The organism is Stenotrophomonas sp. NY11291 (genome assembly GCF_023277365.1).
GTDB classification, from domain to species: Bacteria; Pseudomonadota; Gammaproteobacteria; order Xanthomonadales; family Xanthomonadaceae; genus Stenotrophomonas; species Stenotrophomonas geniculata.
Map to the genome: position 1 here is coordinate 3,307,108 of NZ_CP096975.1, position 20,947 is coordinate 3,328,054.

At 65.8% G+C, this 20,947-nt stretch carries 29 protein-coding genes and 3 tRNA genes; 15 read left to right on the forward strand and 17 right to left on the reverse strand.

Going from position 1 to position 20,947, the window contains the following annotated elements; genetic code table 11:
• The first annotated feature begins 82 nt into the window (after positions 1–82).
• The 7 genes from M1L61_RS15470 (at position 83) to dxs (ending at position 6,529) form a co-directional block, all read left to right on the forward strand.
• Positions 83–158, forward strand: a tRNA-Phe gene (locus M1L61_RS15470).
• Positions 159–231: 73 nt separating this feature from the next.
• Positions 232–307 (forward strand) — tRNA-Phe (locus M1L61_RS15475).
• Between the two features lie 165 nt (positions 308–472).
• Positions 473–1,024 (forward strand): lipocalin family protein, encoded by a 552-nt coding sequence (locus tag M1L61_RS15480; protein WP_010486517.1) that lies wholly within the window; start codon positions 473–475, stop codon positions 1,022–1,024.
• Positions 1,025–1,186: 162 nt separating this feature from the next.
• Complete coding sequence (locus tag M1L61_RS15485; RefSeq protein WP_010486516.1) at positions 1,187–1,663, forward strand: LEA type 2 family protein; 477 nt, start codon at positions 1,187–1,189, stop codon at positions 1,661–1,663.
• A gap of 65 nt (positions 1,664–1,728) precedes the next feature.
• Positions 1,729–3,519: an acyl-CoA dehydrogenase C-terminal domain-containing protein gene (locus tag M1L61_RS15490; RefSeq protein ID WP_248853750.1), complete on the forward strand. Its 1,791-nt coding sequence runs from the start codon at positions 1,729–1,731 to the stop codon at positions 3,517–3,519.
• Positions 3,520–3,850: 331 nt separating this feature from the next.
• A complete protein-coding gene (locus tag M1L61_RS15495) occupies positions 3,851–4,516 on the forward strand; it encodes an HNH endonuclease (protein ID WP_019336875.1) in 666 nt (221 codons plus the stop codon).
• 105 nt (positions 4,517–4,621) lie between these two features.
• A complete protein-coding gene (gene dxs / locus M1L61_RS15500) occupies positions 4,622–6,529 on the forward strand; it encodes a 1-deoxy-D-xylulose-5-phosphate synthase (protein ID WP_010486509.1) in 1,908 nt (635 codons plus the stop codon).
• A 100-nt stretch (positions 6,530–6,629) separates the two neighbouring features.
• On the opposite strand, the gene M1L61_RS15505 is transcribed toward dxs, so the two are convergent.
• From M1L61_RS15505 to M1L61_RS15515, 3 genes are all read right to left on the reverse strand, one after another.
• Entirely contained in the window at positions 6,630–6,833 is a 204-nt protein-coding gene (locus tag M1L61_RS15505; protein WP_005417823.1) for a hypothetical protein, read from the reverse strand.
• Positions 6,834–7,000: 167 nt separating this feature from the next.
• Positions 7,001–7,564 (reverse strand): DUF3011 domain-containing protein, encoded by a 564-nt coding sequence (locus M1L61_RS15510; protein WP_010486507.1) that lies wholly within the window; start codon positions 7,562–7,564, stop codon positions 7,001–7,003.
• A gap of 131 nt (positions 7,565–7,695) precedes the next feature.
• Entirely contained in the window at positions 7,696–7,902 is a 207-nt protein-coding gene (locus M1L61_RS15515; RefSeq protein WP_010486505.1) for a hypothetical protein, read from the reverse strand.
• A gap of 402 nt (positions 7,903–8,304) precedes the next feature.
• Between M1L61_RS15515 and M1L61_RS15520 the strand changes: the two genes are divergently transcribed.
• From M1L61_RS15520 to M1L61_RS15535, 4 genes are all read left to right on the forward strand, one after another.
• Positions 8,305–8,577, forward strand: coding sequence for a hypothetical protein (locus tag M1L61_RS15520; protein WP_019336879.1), 273 nt, complete (start codon positions 8,305–8,307; stop codon positions 8,575–8,577).
• Positions 8,578–8,589: 12 nt separating this feature from the next.
• On the forward strand, positions 8,590–8,823 hold the full coding sequence (locus M1L61_RS15525; protein WP_142806436.1) for a DUF1653 domain-containing protein: 234 nt from the start codon (positions 8,590–8,592) through the stop codon (positions 8,821–8,823).
• An 87-nt stretch (positions 8,824–8,910) separates the two neighbouring features.
• Positions 8,911–9,483: a TetR/AcrR family transcriptional regulator gene (locus M1L61_RS15530; protein ID WP_248853751.1), complete on the forward strand. Its 573-nt coding sequence runs from the start codon at positions 8,911–8,913 to the stop codon at positions 9,481–9,483.
• A 13-nt stretch (positions 9,484–9,496) separates the two neighbouring features.
• The gene (locus M1L61_RS15535) at positions 9,497–9,829 is read left to right on the forward strand and encodes an SMR family transporter (RefSeq protein WP_049434138.1); all 333 of its coding nucleotides are present in this window, start codon (positions 9,497–9,499) and stop codon (positions 9,827–9,829) included.
• A 22-nt stretch (positions 9,830–9,851) separates the two neighbouring features.
• On the opposite strand, the gene M1L61_RS15540 is transcribed toward M1L61_RS15535, so the two are convergent.
• From M1L61_RS15540 to M1L61_RS15560, 5 genes are all read right to left on the reverse strand, one after another.
• Positions 9,852–10,025: a DUF1328 domain-containing protein gene (locus M1L61_RS15540; RefSeq protein ID WP_006380555.1), complete on the reverse strand. Its 174-nt coding sequence runs from the start codon at positions 10,023–10,025 to the stop codon at positions 9,852–9,854.
• A gap of 94 nt (positions 10,026–10,119) precedes the next feature.
• Entirely contained in the window at positions 10,120–10,761 is a 642-nt protein-coding gene (locus M1L61_RS15545) for a LysE family transporter (RefSeq protein ID WP_019336882.1), read from the reverse strand.
• Positions 10,762–10,859: 98 nt separating this feature from the next.
• Positions 10,860–11,468, reverse strand: a complete 609-nt coding sequence (locus M1L61_RS15550) for an ATP-dependent Clp protease proteolytic subunit (protein WP_126560782.1) — start codon at positions 11,466–11,468, stop codon at positions 10,860–10,862.
• A 37-nt stretch (positions 11,469–11,505) separates the two neighbouring features.
• On the reverse strand, positions 11,506–11,856 hold the full coding sequence (locus M1L61_RS15555) for a polyketide cyclase (RefSeq protein WP_053443329.1): 351 nt from the start codon (positions 11,854–11,856) through the stop codon (positions 11,506–11,508).
• Entirely contained in the window at positions 11,856–12,167 is a 312-nt protein-coding gene (locus tag M1L61_RS15560; RefSeq protein WP_019660556.1) for a metalloregulator ArsR/SmtB family transcription factor, read from the reverse strand. Before M1L61_RS15560 ends, M1L61_RS15555 begins: the two co-directional genes overlap by 1 nt.
• 86 nt (positions 12,168–12,253) lie before the next feature.
• Between M1L61_RS15560 and M1L61_RS15565 the strand changes: the two genes are divergently transcribed.
• Entirely contained in the window at positions 12,254–12,946 is a 693-nt protein-coding gene (locus tag M1L61_RS15565) for an aspartate/glutamate racemase family protein (RefSeq protein ID WP_053443330.1), read from the forward strand.
• Positions 12,947–12,970: 24 nt separating this feature from the next.
• On the opposite strand, the gene M1L61_RS15570 is transcribed toward M1L61_RS15565, so the two are convergent.
• Positions 12,971–13,366 (reverse strand): hypothetical protein, encoded by a 396-nt coding sequence (locus tag M1L61_RS15570; protein WP_012511691.1) that lies wholly within the window; start codon positions 13,364–13,366, stop codon positions 12,971–12,973.
• A gap of 242 nt (positions 13,367–13,608) precedes the next feature.
• On the opposite strand from M1L61_RS15570, the gene M1L61_RS15575 reads away from it, so the two are divergent.
• The 3 genes from M1L61_RS15575 to M1L61_RS15585 all read left to right on the forward strand — a co-directional run bounded on the left by M1L61_RS15575 (position 13,609) and on the right by M1L61_RS15585 (position 14,995).
• Positions 13,609–14,118: a DUF3011 domain-containing protein gene (locus M1L61_RS15575; protein WP_010486479.1), complete on the forward strand. Its 510-nt coding sequence runs from the start codon at positions 13,609–13,611 to the stop codon at positions 14,116–14,118.
• Between the two features lie 86 nt (positions 14,119–14,204).
• A complete protein-coding gene (locus tag M1L61_RS15580; protein WP_191849714.1) occupies positions 14,205–14,558 on the forward strand; it encodes a DUF6713 family protein in 354 nt (117 codons plus the stop codon).
• The gene (locus M1L61_RS15585; RefSeq protein ID WP_248853752.1) at positions 14,555–14,995 is read left to right on the forward strand and encodes a GNAT family N-acetyltransferase; all 441 of its coding nucleotides are present in this window, start codon (positions 14,555–14,557) and stop codon (positions 14,993–14,995) included. The genes M1L61_RS15580 and M1L61_RS15585 overlap by 4 nt, the downstream gene beginning before the upstream one ends.
• Positions 14,996–15,063: 68 nt before the next feature.
• Here the strand turns inward: M1L61_RS15585 and M1L61_RS15590 are convergent.
• The 8 genes from M1L61_RS15590 to infC form a co-directional block, all read right to left on the reverse strand.
• A tRNA-Pro gene (locus M1L61_RS15590) sits at positions 15,064–15,140 on the reverse strand.
• 68 nt (positions 15,141–15,208) lie between these two features.
• The gene (locus M1L61_RS15595) at positions 15,209–15,565 is read right to left on the reverse strand and encodes a MerR family transcriptional regulator (protein ID WP_005410431.1); all 357 of its coding nucleotides are present in this window, start codon (positions 15,563–15,565) and stop codon (positions 15,209–15,211) included.
• Positions 15,546–15,845, reverse strand: coding sequence for an integration host factor subunit alpha (locus M1L61_RS15600; protein ID WP_005410432.1), 300 nt, complete (start codon positions 15,843–15,845; stop codon positions 15,546–15,548). Before M1L61_RS15600 ends, M1L61_RS15595 begins: the two co-directional genes overlap by 20 nt.
• A 27-nt stretch (positions 15,846–15,872) precedes the next feature.
• Complete coding sequence (pheT, locus tag M1L61_RS15605) at positions 15,873–18,254, reverse strand: phenylalanine--tRNA ligase subunit beta (RefSeq protein WP_248853753.1); 2,382 nt, start codon at positions 18,252–18,254, stop codon at positions 15,873–15,875.
• An 87-nt stretch (positions 18,255–18,341) separates the two neighbouring features.
• Positions 18,342–19,337 (reverse strand): phenylalanine--tRNA ligase subunit alpha, encoded by a 996-nt coding sequence (locus tag M1L61_RS15610; RefSeq protein ID WP_005417865.1) that lies wholly within the window; start codon positions 19,335–19,337, stop codon positions 18,342–18,344.
• Between the two features lie 193 nt (positions 19,338–19,530).
• The gene (gene rplT, locus M1L61_RS15615) at positions 19,531–19,890 is read right to left on the reverse strand and encodes a 50S ribosomal protein L20 (protein WP_005410435.1); all 360 of its coding nucleotides are present in this window, start codon (positions 19,888–19,890) and stop codon (positions 19,531–19,533) included.
• Between the two features lie 11 nt (positions 19,891–19,901).
• Positions 19,902–20,099: a 50S ribosomal protein L35 gene (gene rpmI, locus M1L61_RS15620; RefSeq protein ID WP_005410436.1), complete on the reverse strand. Its 198-nt coding sequence runs from the start codon at positions 20,097–20,099 to the stop codon at positions 19,902–19,904.
• 265 nt (positions 20,100–20,364) lie between these two features.
• Positions 20,365–20,892 (reverse strand): translation initiation factor IF-3, encoded by a 528-nt coding sequence (infC, locus tag M1L61_RS15625; RefSeq protein WP_345779138.1) that lies wholly within the window; start codon positions 20,890–20,892, stop codon positions 20,365–20,367.
• Between the last annotated feature and the right edge of the window lie 55 nt (positions 20,893–20,947).

Below are 20,947 nucleotides of genomic sequence, written 5' to 3' on the forward strand. Positions count from 1 at the left end.
TCTTGGCAAAACGCTTGCCGAAGGCAGCCGACCTCCGTAATATACGCGTCCTTGGCAGCGACCTCGCTGCAACGAAACATGTGGCCGAGTAGCTCAGTTGGTAGAGCAGGGGATTGAAAATCCCCGTGTCGGCGGTTCGATTCCGTCTTCGGCCACCACTTTCGAAGGCCTGCAGAAATGCGGGTCTTTTTTTTCCGGAAACCGGGTTTGATGACGGTTGCCACACAATTTGGCCGAGTAGCTCAGTTGGTAGAGCAGGGGATTGAAAATCCCCGTGTCGGCGGTTCGATTCCGTCTTCGGCCACCATCTTCAGAGACCTGCAGAAATGCAGGTCTTTTTTTTGTCTGCGATCTGCGATCCCCCCCCCCCTGGCCTCGATACATGCCAGCCCACCGCCGTCCGGTTGACGAAACATTTACACCGCCGCGCGCCGCGGCACCTACGCTCCAGACTCCTGCCTGGAGCCTGTCGATGCATCTGCGCCCCGCCCTGCTCGCCTGCCTGCTGCTGGCCGCCCTGCCGGTGATCGCCGCCGAGCCGGTGCGCGCGGTCGACATGCTGGACATCGATCGCTATGCCGGCCAGTGGCACGAGATCGCGCATCTTCCGGTGTCGTTCCAGAAGCAGTGCGTCGGCGAGATCACCGCCAACTACGGGCTGCGCCGCGATGGCCGCATCAGTGTCACCAACGCCTGCCGCAACGGCGACGGAGAACGTGTGGTTGCCGAAGGCGTAGCACGCCCGGTCGCCGGCCATCCCGGCCAGTTGCAGGTGCGCTTCGTGCCGGACTGGCTGAGCTGGGTGCCGCTGGTCTGGGCCGACTACTGGGTCCTGGCACTGGATCCGGACTATCAGTGGGCGTTGGTCGGTGAACCGGACCGCAAGTACCTGTGGATTCTCTCGCGCCTGCCGGAAATGGATCGCGCCCGGTTCGAACAGCTGAAAGAAAAAGCCGAAGCCATGGGCTACGACCTCGGCCCACTGCGCCTGATGGCCCCGATTCGCGATACGCCCGCCGACTGAACCGCCCGGCATCCAGCGCACCACGCGTGCGCCATCCGGCGCTGCGCACGCCCGGCCGCCATCTTCACGCGCTACCCTCTGCGACGGGTCGCCACAGGCGATCCAAACGACCATACGCCGTAGTATGCTTATCCAACGCACCCCTCCAGAGGACCTGCGCCCATGCTCCACCGCTTCCGTATCGCCTTGATCGTCCTGTGCACCCTCGCCCTTGTTGCCTGCAACAACGGCATCGTCAAGCGTGTTTCGGAACCGGCGGCCAGCCTGCAGCAGCTGACCGTGCGCGCCGACGGCAACTGGACCGTGGCCCTGCGCCTGCAGAACTACAGCTCCATGCCCATGACCTTCGATGACGTCGCGCTGGCGCTGACCGTGGGCGACAGCGACGCCGGCACCCTGCAGGCCAAGCCGGGCATCTCCATCGGCGGCACCTCGGCCGATGTCATCAATGTCGACCTGGTGCCCAGCTCGGCCGCACGCCTGGTGGTGGCCGACGCATTGGCCAGCAACCGCACCCTGGCTTACGGCCTGAAGGGAACGGTGGCGGCCACGCCGCAGGAAAAGAAGCAACGCAGCTTCGACATCAGCAGCCGCAGCACCCTCAACCAGGCCCCGGGCCTGCCGGGCGTGCTGCGCTGACTCCCGCTTTCCGCCGCGGCGCCCGGCGCCGCTCCCCCTGTCCCTGATCAAATCGAGACGTACCGATGAGCAGCTACACCGCCCCGCTTTCCGACCTCCGTTTCGCCCTGCACGATGTGCTGAAGGTCGAACCGCTGTTCGCCCGCCTGGGCTTCACCGACGCCACCGCCGATGTCGTCGATGCCGTGCTGGAAGAAGCCGGCCGCTTCAGCGCCAGCGTGCTGGCCCCGCTCAACAGCGTTGGCGACGAGATCGGCTGCGTGCTCGACCAGGCCAGCGGCGAAGTGACCACGCCACCCGGCTTCAAGCAGGCCTACGACCAGTTCGTCGACGGCGGCTGGACCGGCCTGACCGCATCGCCGGAACTGGGCGGACAGGGCCTGCCGCATACGCTGGGCGTGCCGCTCAACGAAATGATCAACGCCGCCAACCTGGCCTGGGGCAACTTCCCGCTGCTGTCGCACGGCGCCATCGAAGCACTGAAGCAGCATGGCGAAGCCTGGCAGCACGAGGCCTTCCTGAAGCCACTGATCGAGGGCCGCTGGACCGGCACCATGTGCCTGACCGAACCGCATTGCGGCACCGACCTGGGCCTGCTCAAGACCAAGGCCGAGCCGAACGCCGATGGCAGCTATTCGATCACCGGCACCAAGATCTTCATCACCGCCGGCGAGCACGACCTGACCGGCAACATCGTGCACCTGGTGCTGGCCAAGCTGCCCGACGCTCCCCCGGGCGCCAAGGGCATCTCGCTGTTCGTCACCCCGAAGTTCAAGGTCGACCGCGACGGCAACGTTGGCGAGCGCAATGCGCTGCGCTGCGGCTCCATCGAACACAAGATGGGCATCAAGGGCTCGGTCACCTGCGTGATGAATTTCGATGGCGCCCAGGGCTACCTGGTCGGCCAGCCGCACAAGGGCCTGCAGGCGATGTTCACCATGATGAACACTGCTCGCCTGGGTGTCGGTCTGCAGGGCATCGGCCTGTCTGAGCGCGCCTACCAGAACGCGCTGAAGTACAGTCGCGAGCGCCTGCAGTCGCGTTCGCTCAGCGGCGCCAAGTTCCCGGACAAGCCGGCCGACCCGATCCTGGTGCATCCGGACGTGCGCCGCATGCTGCTGACCATCAAGTCGCTGGTGGAAGGCAGCCGCCTGCTGGCGCTGCACGCCGCCACCCTGATCGACGTCGCCCACCATGCAGACGATGCCGGCGAACGCGAGCGCGCAGACACCCTGGTGAGCTTCCTGACCCCGATCTCGAAGGCCTGCCAGACCGAATGGGGCATCGAGAACACCTACAACGCCCTGCAGTGCTTCGGCGGCCACGGCTACATCCGCGAGCACGGCATGGAACAGCTGGCCCGCGATGCCCGCATCACCACGCTGTATGAAGGCACCACCGGCATCCAGGCGCTGGACCTGATCGGCCGCAAGACCGCGTCCAGCCAGGGCGCTGGCCTGAAGCTGATGCTGGCCGAGATCGAAGCGTTCGCCAAGGCCAACGAGGGCAACGAAAGCCTGGCCGAGTTCATCGGCCCGCTGCGCGCCAAGGCCGCCGAGTGGGGCAAGCTGACGATGGACGTGCTGCAGCGTTCGGCCGCCAACCCGGACGAACTGGGTGCAGCCAGCTACGACTATCTGTTCTATTCGGGGTATGTGGTGCTGGCCTACTGGTGGGCCCGCAGCGTGGCCGCCGCCGATGCCAGCGCGCACGGCGCCGCCTTCACCCAGAGCAAGCGCGAGACCGCGCGGTTCTACTTCGCCCGCGTGCTGCCGCGCACGCTCAGCCATGCCGCCGCCATCCAGGCCGGCGCCGCCCCGCTGATGGCGATGGACGACGAGCGCTTCGGCGCCTGAGCCGGGCTGCCGCCCGGCACCCGCGGTTGCGCCGGCCGCTGGCCGGCAACCGCAAAAGCAACAGCTGCATCCCGGTGGATGGCGGGGCGGTGTGGGCTGGCAGGACACGCCGCCCCGCCTCTGACAGTTCCCCGCGATCTGCGTAGATCCACGCCACGCGTGGATGAAAGCCACCGAAATCCCTCTGGAGAAGAGCCCCCCTTTGTTAAGGGGGGCGCACCGACAGGTGCGGGGGATAGGAGGAATGCGCGGACCTGAATTGTTGCGTTTTGGGTATCGCCACTTGGGCGATACCCAAAACGCAACAATTCAGGTATAAGCTGTTCTCCCGATGGAGACAGACACTACACGCTTGGGTCTGATCGAAGCCGGAGCTCCGTTTTCTGCTCCGGGCGCCGAAGCATCGCCCAACGCCACGACGCTGCATCGCCCCGGTTCGGTCCGGCTGCTCTCGCTTGATGCCCACGGACGCGTACTGGACTGGATCACCTGGCAGGATGCGGCGTGCCTCTACGCCCGCGAAGCCGTCGCCTGGACACTCGGCGATCCCTGCCTGCACATCCACGGCGGCACCAATCGCTTCAGCGGCCTGCAGAGCGGCATGGACCTGCACCCGATCATCGCCGCGCGCGGCCACGCCCGCTCCCGCGCGATCGACCCGACGCCGAACCTGACCAACCCGGCCCTGTTCGCCCGCGACGCCCACCTGTGCATGTACTGCGGCCAGCAGTTCAACCGCCCCACGCTCACCCGCGACCACGTCATGCCGCTGTCCAAGGGCGGCCTGGACTGCTGGGAAAACGTGGTCACCGCCTGCTTCCACTGCAACTCGCGCAAGAGCGACCGCACCCCGCAGCAGGCCGGAATGCCACTGCTGGCGGTGCCCTACCGGCCCAGCTGGATCGAGCATCTGATCCTGTCCAACCGCAACATCCTGGCCGACCAGATGGCCTTCCTGAAGGCGCAATTGCCGAAGCGCTCAAAACTGAGCACCTGAATCGCCGAAAATGCAACCCTCACCGTCCTGTCACGGGCGGCGGCGTTTGCTTGCCCCACCCCCGTTTGAGGGCGAAAATGGGCGTTCAGAACAAGTGCGAACATGATGATCGACTCTGCCCGCTATCCCCGCCTCGCGCGCATCCAGACACCGGATGACCTGCGCACGTTCGACGAATCCGAATTGAGGGCGGTCGCCGACGAACTGCGTGCCTACCTCATCGAGTCGGTGGGCAAGAGCGGCGGCCACTTCGCCGCCGGTCTGGGCGTGATCGAACTCACCGTGGCCCTGCACTACCTGTACCAGACCCCGCAGGACCAGCTGGTCTGGGACGTCGGTCACCAGACCTACCCACACAAGATCCTGACCGGTCGCCGCGACGAGATCCACACCGTCAAGCAGAAGGACGGCGTGGCACCGTTCCCGAAGCGTGAAGAGAGCGAGTACGACACCTTCGGCGTCGGCCATTCGTCGACCTCGATCTCGGCCGCGCTCGGCATGGCCATCGCTCGCCAGTCCGAAGGCGACAACCGCCAGGTCGTTGCGGTGATCGGTGACGGTGCGATGACCGCCGGCATGGCCTTCGAAGCGCTGATGCACGCCGGCGGCATGGAGCCGGAACCGAATCTGCTGGTGATCCTCAACGACAACAACATGTCGATCTCCGAGGCGGTCGGCGGCCTGACCAAGATGCTCGGCCGTGCTACCGGCAGCCGCACGCTCAATGCACTGCGCGAAGGCGGCAAGAAGATCCTCGGCGACAAGAAGAACAACCCGGCGCGCTTCGTGAAGCGTTGGGAAGAACACTGGAAGGGCATGTTCGTGCCGTCCACGATGTTCGAGGAAATGGGTTTCCACTACACCGGCCCGATCGACGGCCACGACATGCCCGCCCTGCTGTCCACGCTGAAGACGCTGCGCGCCTCCAAGGGCCCGAAGCTGCTGCACGTGATGACGACAAAGGGCAAGGGCTACGAGCCGGCCGAAGGCGATCAGATCGGCTACCACGCGGTGGGTCCGTTCGATCCGGACAAGGGCCTGGTGGCCAAGGCTGGCGCCAAGAAGCCCACCTATACCGACGTGTTCAGCGACTGGCTGTGCGATGCCGCCGCCGCCGAGCCGCGCCTGTACGGCATCACCCCGGCGATGCGCGAAGGCTCCGGCCTGGTGCGCTTCAGCAAGGAATACCCGCAGCGCTATTTCGACGTCGCGATCGCCGAACAGCACGCGGTCACGCTGGCCGCCGGCATGGCGACCCAGGGTGGCAAGCCGGTGGTGGCGATCTATTCGACCTTCCTGCAGCGCGCGTACGACCAATTGGTGCACGACGTGGCCATCCAGGACCTGGATGTACTGTTCGCGATCGACCGCGCCGGCGTGGTCGGTCCGGACGGTGCGACCCACGCCGGCAATCTCGACCTGAGCTTCCTGCGCTGCGTGCCGAACATGGTGGTGATGGCGCCATCCAATGAAGCCGAGTGCCGGCAGATGCTCAGCACCGGCCTGCAGCACCCGGGCCCGGCCGCCGTGCGCTATCCGCGCGGCACCGGCACCGGCGTCGCCGCAGGCACCGACCTTTCCACCCTGCCGATCGGCAAGGGCGAGCTTCGCCTGCAGGGCAGTCGTATCGCCCTGCTCGCCTTCGGCAGCACCGTGGCCGCCGCCGAACAGGTTGGCCGCGAACTGGGCCTGAGCGTGGTCAACATGCGCTTCATCAAGCCGCTGGACCGCGAGCTGGTGCTGGCTGTCGCCGCCCAGCACGAGGGGCTGGTGACGATCGAAGACAACGTGGTGGCCGGTGGCGCCGGCTCCGGCGTCGGTGAGCTGCTCAATGCCGAAGGCGTGCTGCGCCCGATCCTGCACCTGGGCCTGCCCGACAGCTACCAGCACCACGCCAGCCGCGAGGACCTGCTGGCCGAAGCCGGCATCGACGCCGCAGGCATCCGCGCGGCCGTACTCAAGCGCTGGCCGCAGCTGGCTGCCGGGACCCCGCCGCTCAGCGCGGCAGGCTGAGACCGGTCACCACCCAGTGGATCCACGCATGGCGTGGATCCACTGCGGAACAGGGGTCGATCCACGCCATGCGTGGGGACAGATCAGGGAGCCCCAGCCCTCAGCCGTAGCTGACCGCTTCCACGAACGCGCCGCTGGCCTCCACCCGCACCGCAGCGCGCTGACCGGTGTCGACGAAGTGGAGGCGTGCAAGGGTTTCAGCGAAATCGTAGGCCCGGGCACCATCGCGGAACTCGATCGGTTCCGGCCGGTCCGGGTGCAGCACGCGCCATTGGCGTTGCTCGCATTGCAGGCGGATCAACATGCAGCTCACTCCTTGAGGCAGCGTATCGACGGTGGCGGGATGGGCGTGCCGGTTACGGCAGACTTCATCGCGGCGGATCAGGGGCACGCAGAGGTGCCCTGATCGCAGAAGATACGACGTTCAAAATGTGAGCTGTATCAGATTATTCTGATTTTCGAGGCGCGTGCTCAATTCACCTGGAACTGCGCCCGGCAACCGTCGCTGACCCAGATGCCACGGCGGTCCCAGCCCCACGTCTGGCCCTCGATGCAAGCGCTGCGTGAATCCTGACGGACCAGGCGCACACCACGACGGATGCGCGCATCGCAGTACTCCTGGCGATGGCCGTTGGAATGGCAGGTGATCACCTCACCCCCACCCCAGCCATTGCCACCATTGCCCCAGCCGTTGCCATGGCCACCACCCCAGCCACCGCCGCGGCGGTACTCGCCAACGAACTCGGCACGACAGCCCTGGGTGACCCAGACACCGTAGCGCGATTGTCCCCAGGTCTCGCCTTCCACGCACGGCGAGCCCGACAACTGGCGGATCATCCGGGCACGGCCTTCCAGGCGGCATTCATTGCTGCGGTTCTTGATCGATTCGCAGCGTACGATGCCGCCGCCATCACGACCGCCATAGCGATCGTCGTCATACCCGTAGCCATAGCTCTGCGCCTGCGCGCCGCCCGCGGCCGCCAGCATTGGCAGCAGGGTGCAGGCCAGGGTACGCCAGGTGAGTGCCTTGCCCATCGGGATCTCCGGATGAATACGATGGCGCAAGCATCCGGGATTCGTTGCGCGGCGCACAGGGGGCGCCCTACGGCGGTTTTTTCCCCATTCAAACAACTCAACCGTGGCTGACTGCGCCTCGGCCGGTGGCGTCAACTTCCGACGTGGAGTGCGTCCACCGAATTGCCGAGCGCCTCGACCCGTACCGTGCTGCGCTGGCCGGTACGGCGGTGGTGCTCCAGGGCCCGCGCCGCAGCGACATCGAAAGCCTCGGCGCCCCGTGCATAACGGGTGGCGTCATGCGCCTGCGGATCCAGTACGGACCAGTGCCGGGCGTTGCATTGAACGGTAATGACCATTGGAAGACTCCTGCGGAATGAAGGCATGCCGGCAGCGGAAGCCCCTGAGCGCCGGTACACCATCAGGCTAGCGAGCACCTCCGGGATGGCCTATCAGATTTGTACGAAAATGCCGCGCCGGACTGTCGGACCGCCCCGCCCTCACATCCCTGAGGCCGTTTAGTGAATCCCTTTCGTGACCCTTGTCACGGAGTTGACAGAGCTTCACACTACCGTCACCAACAGGGGCCCCTTCCACATGCGCACCTTCTTCTCGCAGCAGCGTTGGACGTTGCTGAAGTTCTACTTCGTGGCCAGCTATCTGGTGCTGATCGAGGAACTGATCCGCGCCGCCCTGCACTGAGCACTTGCTGCCGTTTTTCCTGCGGCCGACACTGTTGCTTTAGGCACGGAGCTCCGCCGATGAAATCCCTTCTTCTGATTCCCGCGCTACTGGTCCTGGTCGCCTGCGCCAGCCCGGACAAGGCACCCACGCACGCCGAAGCGACAGCCACGCCGGTGGTCGGCGGTGATCGCGATGCGCATGGCTGCATCGGTTCGGCCGGCTACCAGTGGTGCGAGCACAGCCAGCGTTGCGAACGCCCGTGGGAACTGGCGCAGGCACAGGGCCTGGCCAATACCGCCGAAGCCATCAACGCCTATTGCGCAAAGCCGGCCAGCCCGGCGCGCAAGTGAGTCGCGCCCACCATGGCTGAGCTGAGTCCGCTCCCCCCCCTGGCCCCGGGCCGCTACCGCCACTTCAAGGGCGGCGAGTACGAAGTGCTGGACATCGTCCGCAGCAGCGAGACCCTGCAGCCGATGGTGCTGTACCGCGCGTTGTATGGCGAAGGCGGTCTGTGGGTACGCCCGTACGCCATGTTCGTCGAGCAGGTGCCCGGCGAGCACGGACCGCAGCCACGTTTCGCCCGCATCGACGCATGACGGTTCCGCTGCCGGTCCAGGCCGGCAGCGCGCGGCAACACAGCGGGCCTGCGCTACAATCGTACCGTCCAGTCGGTTTTTCCCACCATGTCCGCATCCCCCTCCCGTTCGCGCCGCAAGGCGCCCGACAGCGTGCGCCAGTCACTGCTGCAGGCCACCATTGAAGTGATCGGCCGTAACGGCCTGGCCGCGCTGACCGTGCAGGACGTCGCGCAGGCCGCTGGTGTCAGCAAGGGTGCGTTGTTCCATCATTTCAGCAGCAAGCATGCACTGGTGGATGAAGCCGTCGGCGCGCTCATCGGCGAGTTCGAAGCGCGGGTACGCGCCCTGCTGCAGGAAAATCCCGAAGGCCATGGCCGTTTCAGCCGCGCCTATGTACAGGCCAATTTCGAGCATCTGCTGCAGCAGGAACAGGACAACGACATCGGCCTGACCCTGGGCAACCTGATGGAACCGGCCCTGCTCGCGCATTGGCGCACCTGGAAGCGTGCAATGCTGGCCGAATTCGCCGGCGAAGCCAACGATCCCCGACTGTATGCGGCGCGCTGCGCGGCCGATGGCTACTGGGCCACGGCCTACGGCCGGCCGCTGGACGAGGAGGAACGCATCAACGCACTGGCCATGGCCGAACAGGCCCTGAAACTGTGCGACCCGCAGTGAGCTGGAGCGCGCAATGAATCCCTACCTCTACCTTGCTGCAGCCATCATGCTGGAAGTGATTGCCACATCACTGTTGAAGGCCTCCGACGGCATGAGCCGGCTGGCGCCGACGCTGGGCGCGCTGGTCGGCTACGGGCTGTGCTTCTACTTGTTGTCGATGACCATGAAGTCGATCCCGACCGGCATCGCCTACGCGATCTGGTCCGGCGTCGGCATCGTGCTGATCTCGCTGATCGGGCTGGTGGTGTTCAAGCAGCGCCTGGATGCACCCGCGTTGATCGGCATCGGCCTGATCTGCGCCGGCGTACTGGTGATCAATCTGTTCTCGCGCAGCAGCGCACACTGAGCACGCTGCTGCGCGACACACGCTAGCTGACCTTCTTCGCTACGGTCATGCCGAGCAGGAACAGCACCACGGCGATGATGATGCCGGCCCAGAACAGGAACTTGGCGATGCCCACCGCGGCACCGGCAATGCCGCCGAAGCCGAGCACGCCCGCAATGACGCCGATGATGGCGAAGATGATGGCCCACTTGATCATGTCAAACCTTTCCCCGCGGGGACTGCGTACTGGATGATCAGGCTAGGCCGTGGCCGATGCGGCAGTCGTGAACAGGCCGCGTGCGCGGCGTGAATCAGCGCGGACGGAAGCGCAGCAGCGCGACGGCAAACGCCAGGAACACGCTGCCCACCAGCCGCTCGAACCAGCGTCGCGCAAACGGCTTGGCCAGCCAGCGGCGCAGGCCATGGCCACCGGCTGCATACATCACGTACCAGAACAGTTCGCAGGCGGCGAAGGTGGCCACCAGCACGCTGTACTGCAGTGCCTGGCCGCGTGACGGATCGACGAACTGCGGCAGGAACGCCGCCGCGAACAGCAGCAGCTTGGGATTGCTCAGGCCCACCAGAAGGCCACCACGGAACACGGTCCAGGCACCAAGCGTCGGCGTCATCGGCAGTGCGGCATCCACCGTCACCGCAGGCGCGGGACGGCAGCTATCGCGCCATGCCTTCAGGCCCAGCCAGGCCAGGTAGGCCACACCCAGATAGCGCAGCACTTCGAACAGCATCGGCGAGGAATGAAGCAATGCGCTCAGGCCAGCAGCGGACGCGGCCAGCACCAGCAGCATCGCCAGCAGGCAGCCGGCCATCGCCGGCACACTGCCGCGGAAGCCGAGTCCGACGCTGCGGCCGAGGATATGCAGCATGTTCGGCCCCGGCGTGCCACACAGAACAAACACCGTGGCCAGGAACCACCACCAGGTATGCAGGGCCATGGCGCACATCCACTTCAGAAGACCGTACCAGCATAGAGTGCGTCTGCAACGCGCGGCACATACAGCACAGCGTGGATGTGGTGGTTACAGAGGCAGGCTCAGGCCGCGTGCGCGTCGCGCCGTACCAGTACCTGGTCGATCAGGCCCCATTCGCATGCCTGCTCGGCACTCATGAAATGATCGCGGTCCAGGGTCTGCTCGACCTCCTCGACACTGCGTCCGCAATGCTGCGCATACAGCCGGGTGATGCGCTGCTTGGTGCGCTGCATTTCCTCGGCGTGGATGAAGATGTCCGAAGCCTGGCCCTGCACCCCGCCCAGCGGCTGGTGCACGTGCAGGCTGGCATTGGCCAACGCCGCGCGGTGACCGGGCTCGCCGGCCATCAGCAGGAACGACCCCATCGACCGCGCGGTGCCCATGCACAGCGTATGCACCGGGGCCGAGATGTATTGCATGGTGTCGTACATCGCCAAGCCGCTGGAAATGACTCCGCCTGGCGAGTTGATGTACAGATGGATCGGCTTCTCCGGGTTTTCCGATTCCAGGAACAGCAGCTGCGCGCAGACCAGCGCCGACACGGTGTCATCGACTTCGCCGTTGAGAAAGATGATGCGCTCGCGCAGCAGCCGCGAGTAGATGTCATAGGAACGCTCGCCGCGCTCGCTGCGTTCCACCACCATCGGTACCAGCTGCATCCTGTCCCGCATGTGCCTGCTCCCTATAGCGTTCGATCCAAGCGCTGGTTCAAGCCGCGCGCATCACCGTGCGATGCTCATCGTTGGAAGCCGGCGGGATCAGAGAACGCCGGTCAGTGAGCCGATGCACGATGGTCAGCACCGTCCCTCCACCCCCATCCGCGCGCAGCCGGAAACACACCAGACTGTGCAGATGTGGGGGCTGCGCATCGCGCAAGCGGAAGCCCAGCTCCCGTCCCTCCTCGCACAGGCAGGGCTGCGGGTCGGCAAGATCGGCTGCGGGCAACCAGCGCTCACGCAGCGCCGGGTCCAACAGTGCGCGCCAGACCCGTTCCGGTGGCGCTGGCAGCCACTGCTCCATCACCAACGCAGGAGCCGCTTCGTTCAGAACGTCGTCCATCAATCCATCTCCTTCAGCAGATCCTGCAAGGCATCCATACGCGCGGGCCAGTAGGCCCGGTAGCGCTGCAGCCAGTTGCCGATGTGGGCCAGTCCGCGCGGATCGACCTCGTAGTAGACGAAGCGGCCTTGGCGCTGTTCGCTCACCAGCCCGGCATCGCGCAGCACTGCCAGGTGCTGGGACATCGCAGACTGGCTGATCGCCACGCCCTCGCGCAGCGCGCTGGCATGCTGCCCGCCCTCGGCCAGCTTTTCGAAGATGTGGCGGCGGGTCGGGTCGGCCAGCGCCTTGAACAGGGCGTTCTCGATCATGGTCAACACATTAGCAATCGCTAATGTGTGGTGCAACTCCCTCATCGGCTGTGCTGCAATGACGGCTCCCCGGCATGGAGCTGTGCATGAAGACCCTTGGCCTGATCGGCGGCATGAGCTGGGAAAGCTCGGCGCAGTATTACCGGCTCATCAACGAGGACGTGCGGCAGCGCCTCGGTGGCGCACATTCGGCGCAGCTGCTGCTGTGGTCGGTGGACTTCGCCCCGATCAAGCAGCTGCAGCACGACGGCGACTGGGATGCACTGGGCGACCACATGGTTGAGGCCGCACGGCGCCTGCAGGCCGGTGGTGCCGATCTGCTGCTGGTCTGCACCAACACCATGCACCAACTGGCCGACCGCATCGAGGCGGCCTGCCCACTGCCACTGCTGCATATCGCCGACCCCACCGCCCAGGCCATCGTGCAGGCAGGCGCGCGAAAGGTGGGCCTGCTCGGCACCGCCTTCACCATGGAGCAGGACTTCTACCGCGGCCGGCTGCAGGATCGCTTCGGATTGGAGGTCCTGGTTCCCGAAGCCGATGATCGTCGCAGCGTGCACGACATCATCTACCAGGAACTGATCGCCGGCGTGGTCAGCGAACACTCACGACAGGTCTACGCCGGCGTGATCGAGAGACTGGTCGCGCGCGGCGCCGAGGCCATCATCCTCGGCTGTACCGAGATCATGCTGCTGGTACGGCCGGAGGACAGCACAGTGCCGCTGTTCGATACCACTGCACTGCATGCGCGGGCCGCCGTGGATGCGGCGCTGGCGTGAATCAATGCGCGCCGGAACGCGGAATCAGTCCGCGCCCTGCACTTCCAGCGCGGTGATCAGCCACTCGACCACCGCCTGGGAATCGCACAGGAAGAAGATGGCATCGCCGGAGCGCGCTTCGGTAAGCAGGCGATAGACCGTGATCGCCACCGCCGACTGGTTGGCGATGAACACTTCCGGGCTGCGCGGCCCTTCGCTGTGGCCGGCAACCGCGTGCAGCGCCTTGCGTGCGGCCACGGTCGCAGCCGGGTCCGCGCTGCGGGTCAGTTCCGGCCCGCGCAGACCCCAGGCAATGAACACGTGCTTGCCCTTGAACGTGGTGTCCAGGACCCGCACCTCGGCGCCGCCTGCGTCGGCCGAGCGATGAATGACGGTACTGCTGATCAACGCAACCCCCTGTGGTCGTCGTGGTCCGCGCATCCTCCCCCACAGGCCGCCCGCACACCAGTGACGGCAGCCACAGGCTGCGCCGACAGGCGTGGAAGACATGTAAGAAGGTGTAAACCGATGCGATCGGATGTGCAGCGATGATACGGGATGTAAGCCTCTGCATGGGCCCGTGCGCACTACTAAATCCTTACTGAGCCACTTCCGGAACGATGCGTTCCGACGGCCCCGTGCTGGGTCATTCTTGCCGCCCGAATCCACGCTCGAGGCTCCCTATGACCCTTCGCCCGCTGCTGCCGATCACCGGCGCCGCCCTTGTCCTGCTGCTGGCCGCCACCGCCGTGGCCGCCCAGGACTACGACACTGATCACATTCCAGCGCTGCGCTGCGAATCCCAGTTCAACAAGACCGAGCAATGCCCCATCGAGGGCCCGATGCGCCTGGCCAGGCAACTGTCGGTCACCCGCTGCGTGGAGAACCAGAACTGGGGCCAGAGCCGCCGCACGTTATGGGTGACCGACGGCTGCCGCGCCGAGTTCGTCGCCGATGGATACGGGCGCTGGCCGGGACGTGGCCGCGGCCGTGACCGCGACAACGAGGGTGAACGCCTGGTCTGCGAGTCCTACGAGAACAAGGACAAGGAGTGCCGGATTCGCGTTCGTCACGAGGTACGGCTGGTCAAGCAGAAATCGGTGACGACCTGCATCGAGGACCGCAACTGGGGCTGGGACCGTCGCGGCGTATGGGTCAGCGACGGCTGCCGTGCCGAGTTCCGGGTGTATTGACTGCCTGCCACGCGCTGGCTGCAACGAGTAGACGTGCGTGCAAGGCGGAGTCGATAGACTATGGCCTGCATGGCAGGGAGCACGACATGGAACGATGGTATCTGGCGACGCTGCTGGCGTTGATCCTGCATCAGATCGACGCTGCGTTCTGGCAGGAATGGACCATGTTCCATGTGCCCGGCGGCATCCAGGGCTTCCTGCTGTTCAACCTGTTCGCAGTCGGCGCCGTGCTTGGGGGTTATCGCCATGCCCTGTTGGGTACATCCACGGCGCGCGGCTATGCACTGGTTTGTGGCGCGCTCGGCATTGGCACGGCGCTGATCCACCTGGCGTTTGCCCTGCTCGGTCGCAATGAATTCCACCTGCCGCTGTCGATCATCGTCCTGCTCGCCTGTTTTGTATCGGGTGGCGGTCTGTTGCTGCAGCTCCGCCCGCGATGAGCCGGACGTCCCGTTCTCCGCGCCTGCGTAACGGCAGCCCCCAGGACGCGGATGCCTTGATCGCGCTCGACAGCGTGGCAGCCATTGATCCAGAGCGGATCATGCAGATTGGCAACTGGCTGGCACACGGCGGCCTGTATGTCGCCGAGCAGGACGGCAGGGTCGTCGGCTACCTGGTCATGCCTCACCACTTCTTCGGCGAGGCCTTCGTCGAGATGCTGATGGTGGCGCGCGAACGCCGCGGCCACGGCATTGGTACCGCACTGCTGCGACACGCGATCGCACGGCGCGGTCGCGGCAAGCTGTTCACCTCGACCAATGCCTCCAACATCGGCATGCAGCGCCTGCTCGTTGCGTCGGGCTTCATCGACAGCGGCATCGTGCACGGATTGGATGACGGCGACCCGGAGCTGATCTACCGCTTCGCTGAAGACTGATCATCGGCATCAGCAGCGCGCACAAAAAAGCCCACGCATTGCTGCGCAGGCTTCTTGATTCATCACAGTGGTCGGGACGGCCGGATTCGAACCGACGACCCTCTGCCCCCCAGGCAGATGCGCTACCAGGCTGCGCTACGCCCCGACTGATGCTGCGATGTGCCCGCCAGTGCGGCGGGCCGTGAAGTATAGCGGATTACGATGGAAATGGGATCAGCGGCGCAACAACTGCAGCACTTCTTCCAGCTCCATGCGTACCTGCTTGATGATCTGGTTGCTCAGCGCCGATTCCTCGCGGGCATCGGGGCCGTCCAGACGCAGGCGTGCACCACCGATGGTGTAGCCCTGTTCGTACAGCAGGCTGCGGATCTGCCGCACCATCAGCACGTCGTGGCGCTGGTAGTAGCGGCGGTTGCCTCGGCGCTTGGCCGGCTCAAGGCTGGGAAACTCGGTTTCCCAGTAGCGCAGGACGTGCGGCTTGACGTCGCACAGCTCGCTGACTTCACCGATGGTGAAGTAGCGCTTGGCCGGGATCGGCGGTAGTTCGCGGTTACTGCCCGGATCCAGCATAAGCTTCCACCCTCTCCTTGAGCTTCTGGCCCGGACGGAAGGTGACCACCGTACGGGCGGAAATCGGAATTTCCTCGCCGGTCTTGGGGTTGCGACCCGGGCGCTGGTTCTTGCGCCGCAGATCGAAATTACCGAAGCCCGACAGCTTCACCTGACGTCCCTGTTCCAATGCTTCACGCAGCACATCGAAAAACGCGTCGACGAATTCCTTGGCTTCCCGCTTGTTCAGACCGACTTCGTCGAACAGCTTTTCCGCCATCTCCGCCTTGGTCAATGCCATTGCCTGCTACCCCCGAGTGCTGCCCGCTCAGCCGCGGATCCGGGCGTGGTGTTCACGCTCGATGGCAGTGACCGCCTCGGCCACCACCGCATCCACGTCGCGGTCCGTCAGAGTGCGCGACTTGTCCTGCAAAATCAAGCCCATAGCGAGACTCTTGAATCCCGGCTCGACGCCCTGGCCGACATAGCGGTCGAACAGGTTCAGGTCGCGCAGCAGCGGGCCGGCGGCCTGGCGGACGGTCGCCGCCAGATCGGCCCAGGCCACCTGTTCAGGCACCAGGAACGCCAGGTCGCGGCGCACGGCCGGGAAGCGCGACAGCTCGCCCGCACGCGGCAGGCGGCGGGCGGTCAGCGGTTCCAGATCCAGTTCGAAGGCGTAGACGTCGGATTCGATGTCCATCGCCTTGACCAGGCGCGGATGGACCTGACCGATCCAGCCGATCGCCACGCCATCGCGGAACACCTCGGCCGAGCGCGCCGGGTGGCCGTAAGGACGGGCCGACGGGCGGAACTCCAGCTGCGCGCCACTGGCAGCGGCCAGCGATTCCAGATCGCCCTTCAGATCGTGGAAGTCGACCTTGCGGGTCGGCAGGCCCCACTGCACCGCCTGCGCATCACCGCAGACCGCGGCGGCCACGCGCGGGGTTTCCAGCGGCGCCGGCTGGCCATCTCCGGCCTGCTGGGTGAACACCCGGCCGAGCTCGAACAGGCGCACGCGACCCAACTGGCGCGCGGCATTGCGGCCCAGCGTGGCGACCAGGCCCGGCAGCAGCGACGGGCGCATCACCGCCAGTTCGGCCGACAGTGGGTTGGCCAGCGGTACCAGGCCATCGCGCAGCTGCCACTGGGTCAGCAGCGCGTCGTCGACGAAGGCAAAGTTGACGGTTTCCTGCTGGTCACGGGCGATCAGCTGGCGGCGCACGCTCAGCGCGTCCAGCTGGGTCTCGCTCGGCATCGCCACGCGTGAGGCACCGCCCGGCAGCGTGGTCGGGATCTGCTCGTAGCCGTGGATACGCGCCAGTTCTTCGATCAGGTCTTCTTCGATGGCGATGTCGAAGCGCCGGCTCGGCGCAGCCACCTGCCAGCCGTCTGCGGTTGCGACCACGTCCATGCCCAGCGCGCGCAGGATGCGCTCGACTTCGGCATCGTCGATGGTGATGCCGAGCACGCGGGTGATGCGAGCGCGGCGCAGTACGATCGTCGCCGGCTGCGGCAGGTCATCGGCACGCACGGTCTCGGTGACCGGCGCCGGGGTACCGCCGGCCAGGTCCAGCACCAGGCGGGTGGCGTATTCGATGGCGGTGCGCGGCAATGCCGGGTCGACGCCACGCTCGAAGCGATGGCCTGCATCGGTATGCAGGCCCAACTTGCGGCCACGGCCCATGATCGCGGCCGGCGCGAAGTGCGCAGCTTCCAGGAACACGGCGGTGGTGGCGTCGGTGACGCGGGTGTCGAAGCCGCCCATCAGGCCGGCCAGGCCGACCGCACGGTCAGCATCGGTAACCACCAGGAAGCTGTCGTCCAGTGCGGCATCGCGGCCGTCCAGCAGCTTCAGGCTCTCGCCCGCGCGCGAACGGCGCACGGCGATACTGCCCTGCAGGGTACCGAGGTCGTAGGCATGCATCGGCTGGCCCAGCTCCAGCATCACGTACTGGGTGATGTCGACCAGCAGCGAGACCGGACGCACACCGCTGCGGCGCAGGCGCTCGGCCATCCACAGCGGGGTCTTGGCAGCGGCGTTGACGCCTTCGATGACGCGGCCCAGGTAACGCGGTGCTTCGGCGCCGGCGTCGAGCTGGATCGACAGTTCGCGGCTGCCGACCGGCGCAATGGCGTCGGCCGCGAAGTCCAGCACTTCACTGCGGGTGGCGGCGGCGACGTCGTAAGCGATGCCGCGCAGGCTGAAGCAGTCGGCACGGTTCGGGGTCAGCTTGATCTCGATGCTGGCGTCCGGCAGCCCCAGATACTCGACCAGGGACTGGCCGACCGGTGCGTCGTCCGGCAGTTCCAGCAGGCCGGAGGCATCGTTGTCCAGGCCCAGCTCCTTGGCCGAGCACAGCATGCCGTTGGACTCGACGCCGCGCAGCTTGGCCGGCTTGATCTTCAGCTCGCCGATCTGCGCGCCGACCATCGCCAGCGGCGCGACCAGGCCCGGGCGCGCGTTCGGCGCGCCGCACACGATCTGCAGCAGCTCGCCCTGCCCGGCATCGACCTTGCACACCTGCAGGCGATCGGCTTCGGGATGGCGCACCGCTTCGACGATGCGCGCCACGACCACGTGCTCGAGGCCTTCGCCAAGCGCGGTCACCTCTTCCACTTCCAGGCCGATAGCGGTCAGCACCGCGCTGAGCTCATCGCGCGAGGCGGAGGTCGGGACGTGGCTGCGCAGCCAGTTTTCGGAGAATTTCATGGTGTCACCCTGGTGGGCCCGGCGCATGCGCCTGGGCCTGCGAATTTAGGAGCAGCCGAGCATGGCTCGGCTCTACATGGTTGCGACTTACGCGAACTGTTTCAGGAATCGCACGTCGTTCTCGAAGAACGCGCGCAGATCGTTGACGCCGTAACGAAGCATCGCGAAACGCTCCACGCCCATGCCGAACGCGAAGCCGGTGTAGCGCTCCGGATCGATGCCGACGTTGCGCAGCACGTTCGGATGGACCATGCCGCAGCCCAGCACTTCCAGCCAGCGGGTGCTGCCGTCGGGCTGCTGCCAGGCGATGTCCACTTCCGCACCCGGTTCAACGAACGGGAAGTAGCTGGGACGGAAACGCATCTCGAAGTCGCGCTCGAAGAACGCGCGCACGAACTCGGCCAGCGTGCCCTTCAGGTCGGCGAAGGTCGAATGCTCGTCCACCAGCAGGCCTTCGACCTGGTGGAACATCGGCGAGTGGGTCTGGTCGCTGTCGCTGCGGTACACCTTGCCGGCGGCGATCATGCGCAGCGGCGGCGCGTGGTCGCCCATGTAGCGCACCTGCACACCGGAGGTATGCGTGCGCAGCAGGCGTCCGTCGCCGAAGTAGAAGGTGTCGTGCATGGCGCGCGCCGGGTGGTGCGGCGGGAAGTTCAGCGCCTCGAAGTTGTGCCAGTCGTCCTCGATCTCCGGCCCTTCCGACAGCTCGTAGCCCAGCCGGCCGAAGATGCCGGTGATGCGCTCCAGGGTGCGGGTGATCGGGTGCAGGCCGGCGCGGTCGCCGTTGCGACCCGGCAGGGTGATGTCGATGGCTTCGGCGGCCAGGCGCGCATCCAGTGCCGCGTCTTCCAGCAGTGCCTTGCGCTCACCCAGCGCGCGGGTCAGCGCATCGCGGGCCTGGTTGATCGCTTCACCGGCGGCCTTGCGCTCGTCGGCCGGCAGCGCGCCGAGCTGCTTGAGCTGCGAAGTGATGCTGCCACTCTTGCCAAGCAGGGCCACGCGCAGCTGTTCCAGCACGTCGGGGCTCTGTGCGGCGGCCACATCGGCCAGCGCCTGGGTGGTGAGGGATTGGATGTCGCTCATGGGGGGCCGGAACTCCAGTCGATCTGCCATCGCGATGCGCGAAGGGCCGACCCCTGTCGCCACCGCCGTCCCCGCGCTGCCATCGTGGCCTCGCCGGGACCCAAAAAAGAATGGGGAAGGACTTGCGCCCTTCCCCATGCATTGCCTTGACCTGACACCGTTCCGAGTGAACGGTTACGGCATCGGGAAGGACTTATGCCGCCAGCGCGCCCTTGGCCTTTTCGGCCAGCGCAGCAAAACCGGCTGCGTCGTGCACGGCGATGTCAGCCAGGACCTTGCGATCCAGGGTGATGCCGGCCTTCAGCAGACCGTTCATGAAGCGGCTGTAGCTCAGGCCGTTGATGCGGGCAGCCGCATTGATACGGGTGATCCACAGCGAACGGAAGTTGCGCTTCTTCTGCTTACGGCCGATGTAGGCGTACTGCTGAGCCTTGATGACCGCCTGCTTGGCGACGCGGAAGACCTTGCGACGGGCGTTGTAATAGCCCTTGGCGAGATCCAGAATCTTCTTGTGGCGGCGACGCGCCTGTACGCCACGCTTAACTCGTGCCATTTTTCAGTTCCTCAGAGGTAAGGGAGCATGCGGTCCAGACGGCCTGCGTCTTCTGCACGGACATGGCCCGTCTGACGCAGATTACGCTTACGCTTGGTCGCTTTCTTCGTGAGGATGTGGCTACGGTTGGCGTGGCCGCACTTGTACTTGCCCGAGGCGGTCTTGCGGAAACGCTTGGCCGCTGCCCGGTTGGTCTTGATCTTGGGCATTGCAATGTCCTTGATGGGATATGACCCTGGTTTCTGACTGATCTGGCGGCGGCTTGGGCCGCTCTTTCCGTCCTGCCATGATCGGCGTACGACCCGTCCTGGGTGGGTCGAGCCGGGCATGATACAGGCAAAACCGCCCTGCCACCAGCCCCTGCAACCCTTTCACGGCAATTCACCGGCATGCCGCAAAAGCGAAGGGGCGCCGATGGCGCCCCTTCACCCTGAACCGTTCAGCCAGGCGCCCCGGAGGGCGGCCCGTCAGGCCTCAGGTCTTCTTCTTCGGCGCGATCATCATGACCATCTGACGCCCTTCCAGGCGCGGACGGGATTCAATGACGATGTCCTCGCCCAGATCGGTCTCGATCCGGTTGGCCATTTCGCGGCCCAGTTCCTGGTGGCTCATTTCACGGCCACGGAAGCGGATGTTGACCTTGATCTTGTCACCATCCTCAAGGAACCCGCGCATCTTGCGCAGCTTGATCTGGTAGTCGCCCTCGTCCGTGACCGGACGGAACTTCACTTCCTTGATCTCGACCTGCTTGGTCTTCTTCTTGGCCTCGCTGGCCTTCTTCTGCGCTTCGAACTTGAACTTGCCGAAGTCCATGATCTTGCAGACCGGCGGATCGGCCTGCGGCTGGATTTCGACCAGGTCCAGGCCTTCATCTTCGGCCATGGACAGCGCTTCGTCGCGCGACAACACGCCGATCATTTCTCCGTCACCGCCGATCACGCGGACGCGCGGCACACGGATTTCCTGATTCTTGCGGTTCTGTTTGTTGTCAGGGGTGCTGATATTACGTTCTCCCAAGGGTATCGAACCGGTCCGGGTGCCTGTGCGCCCGGACCGG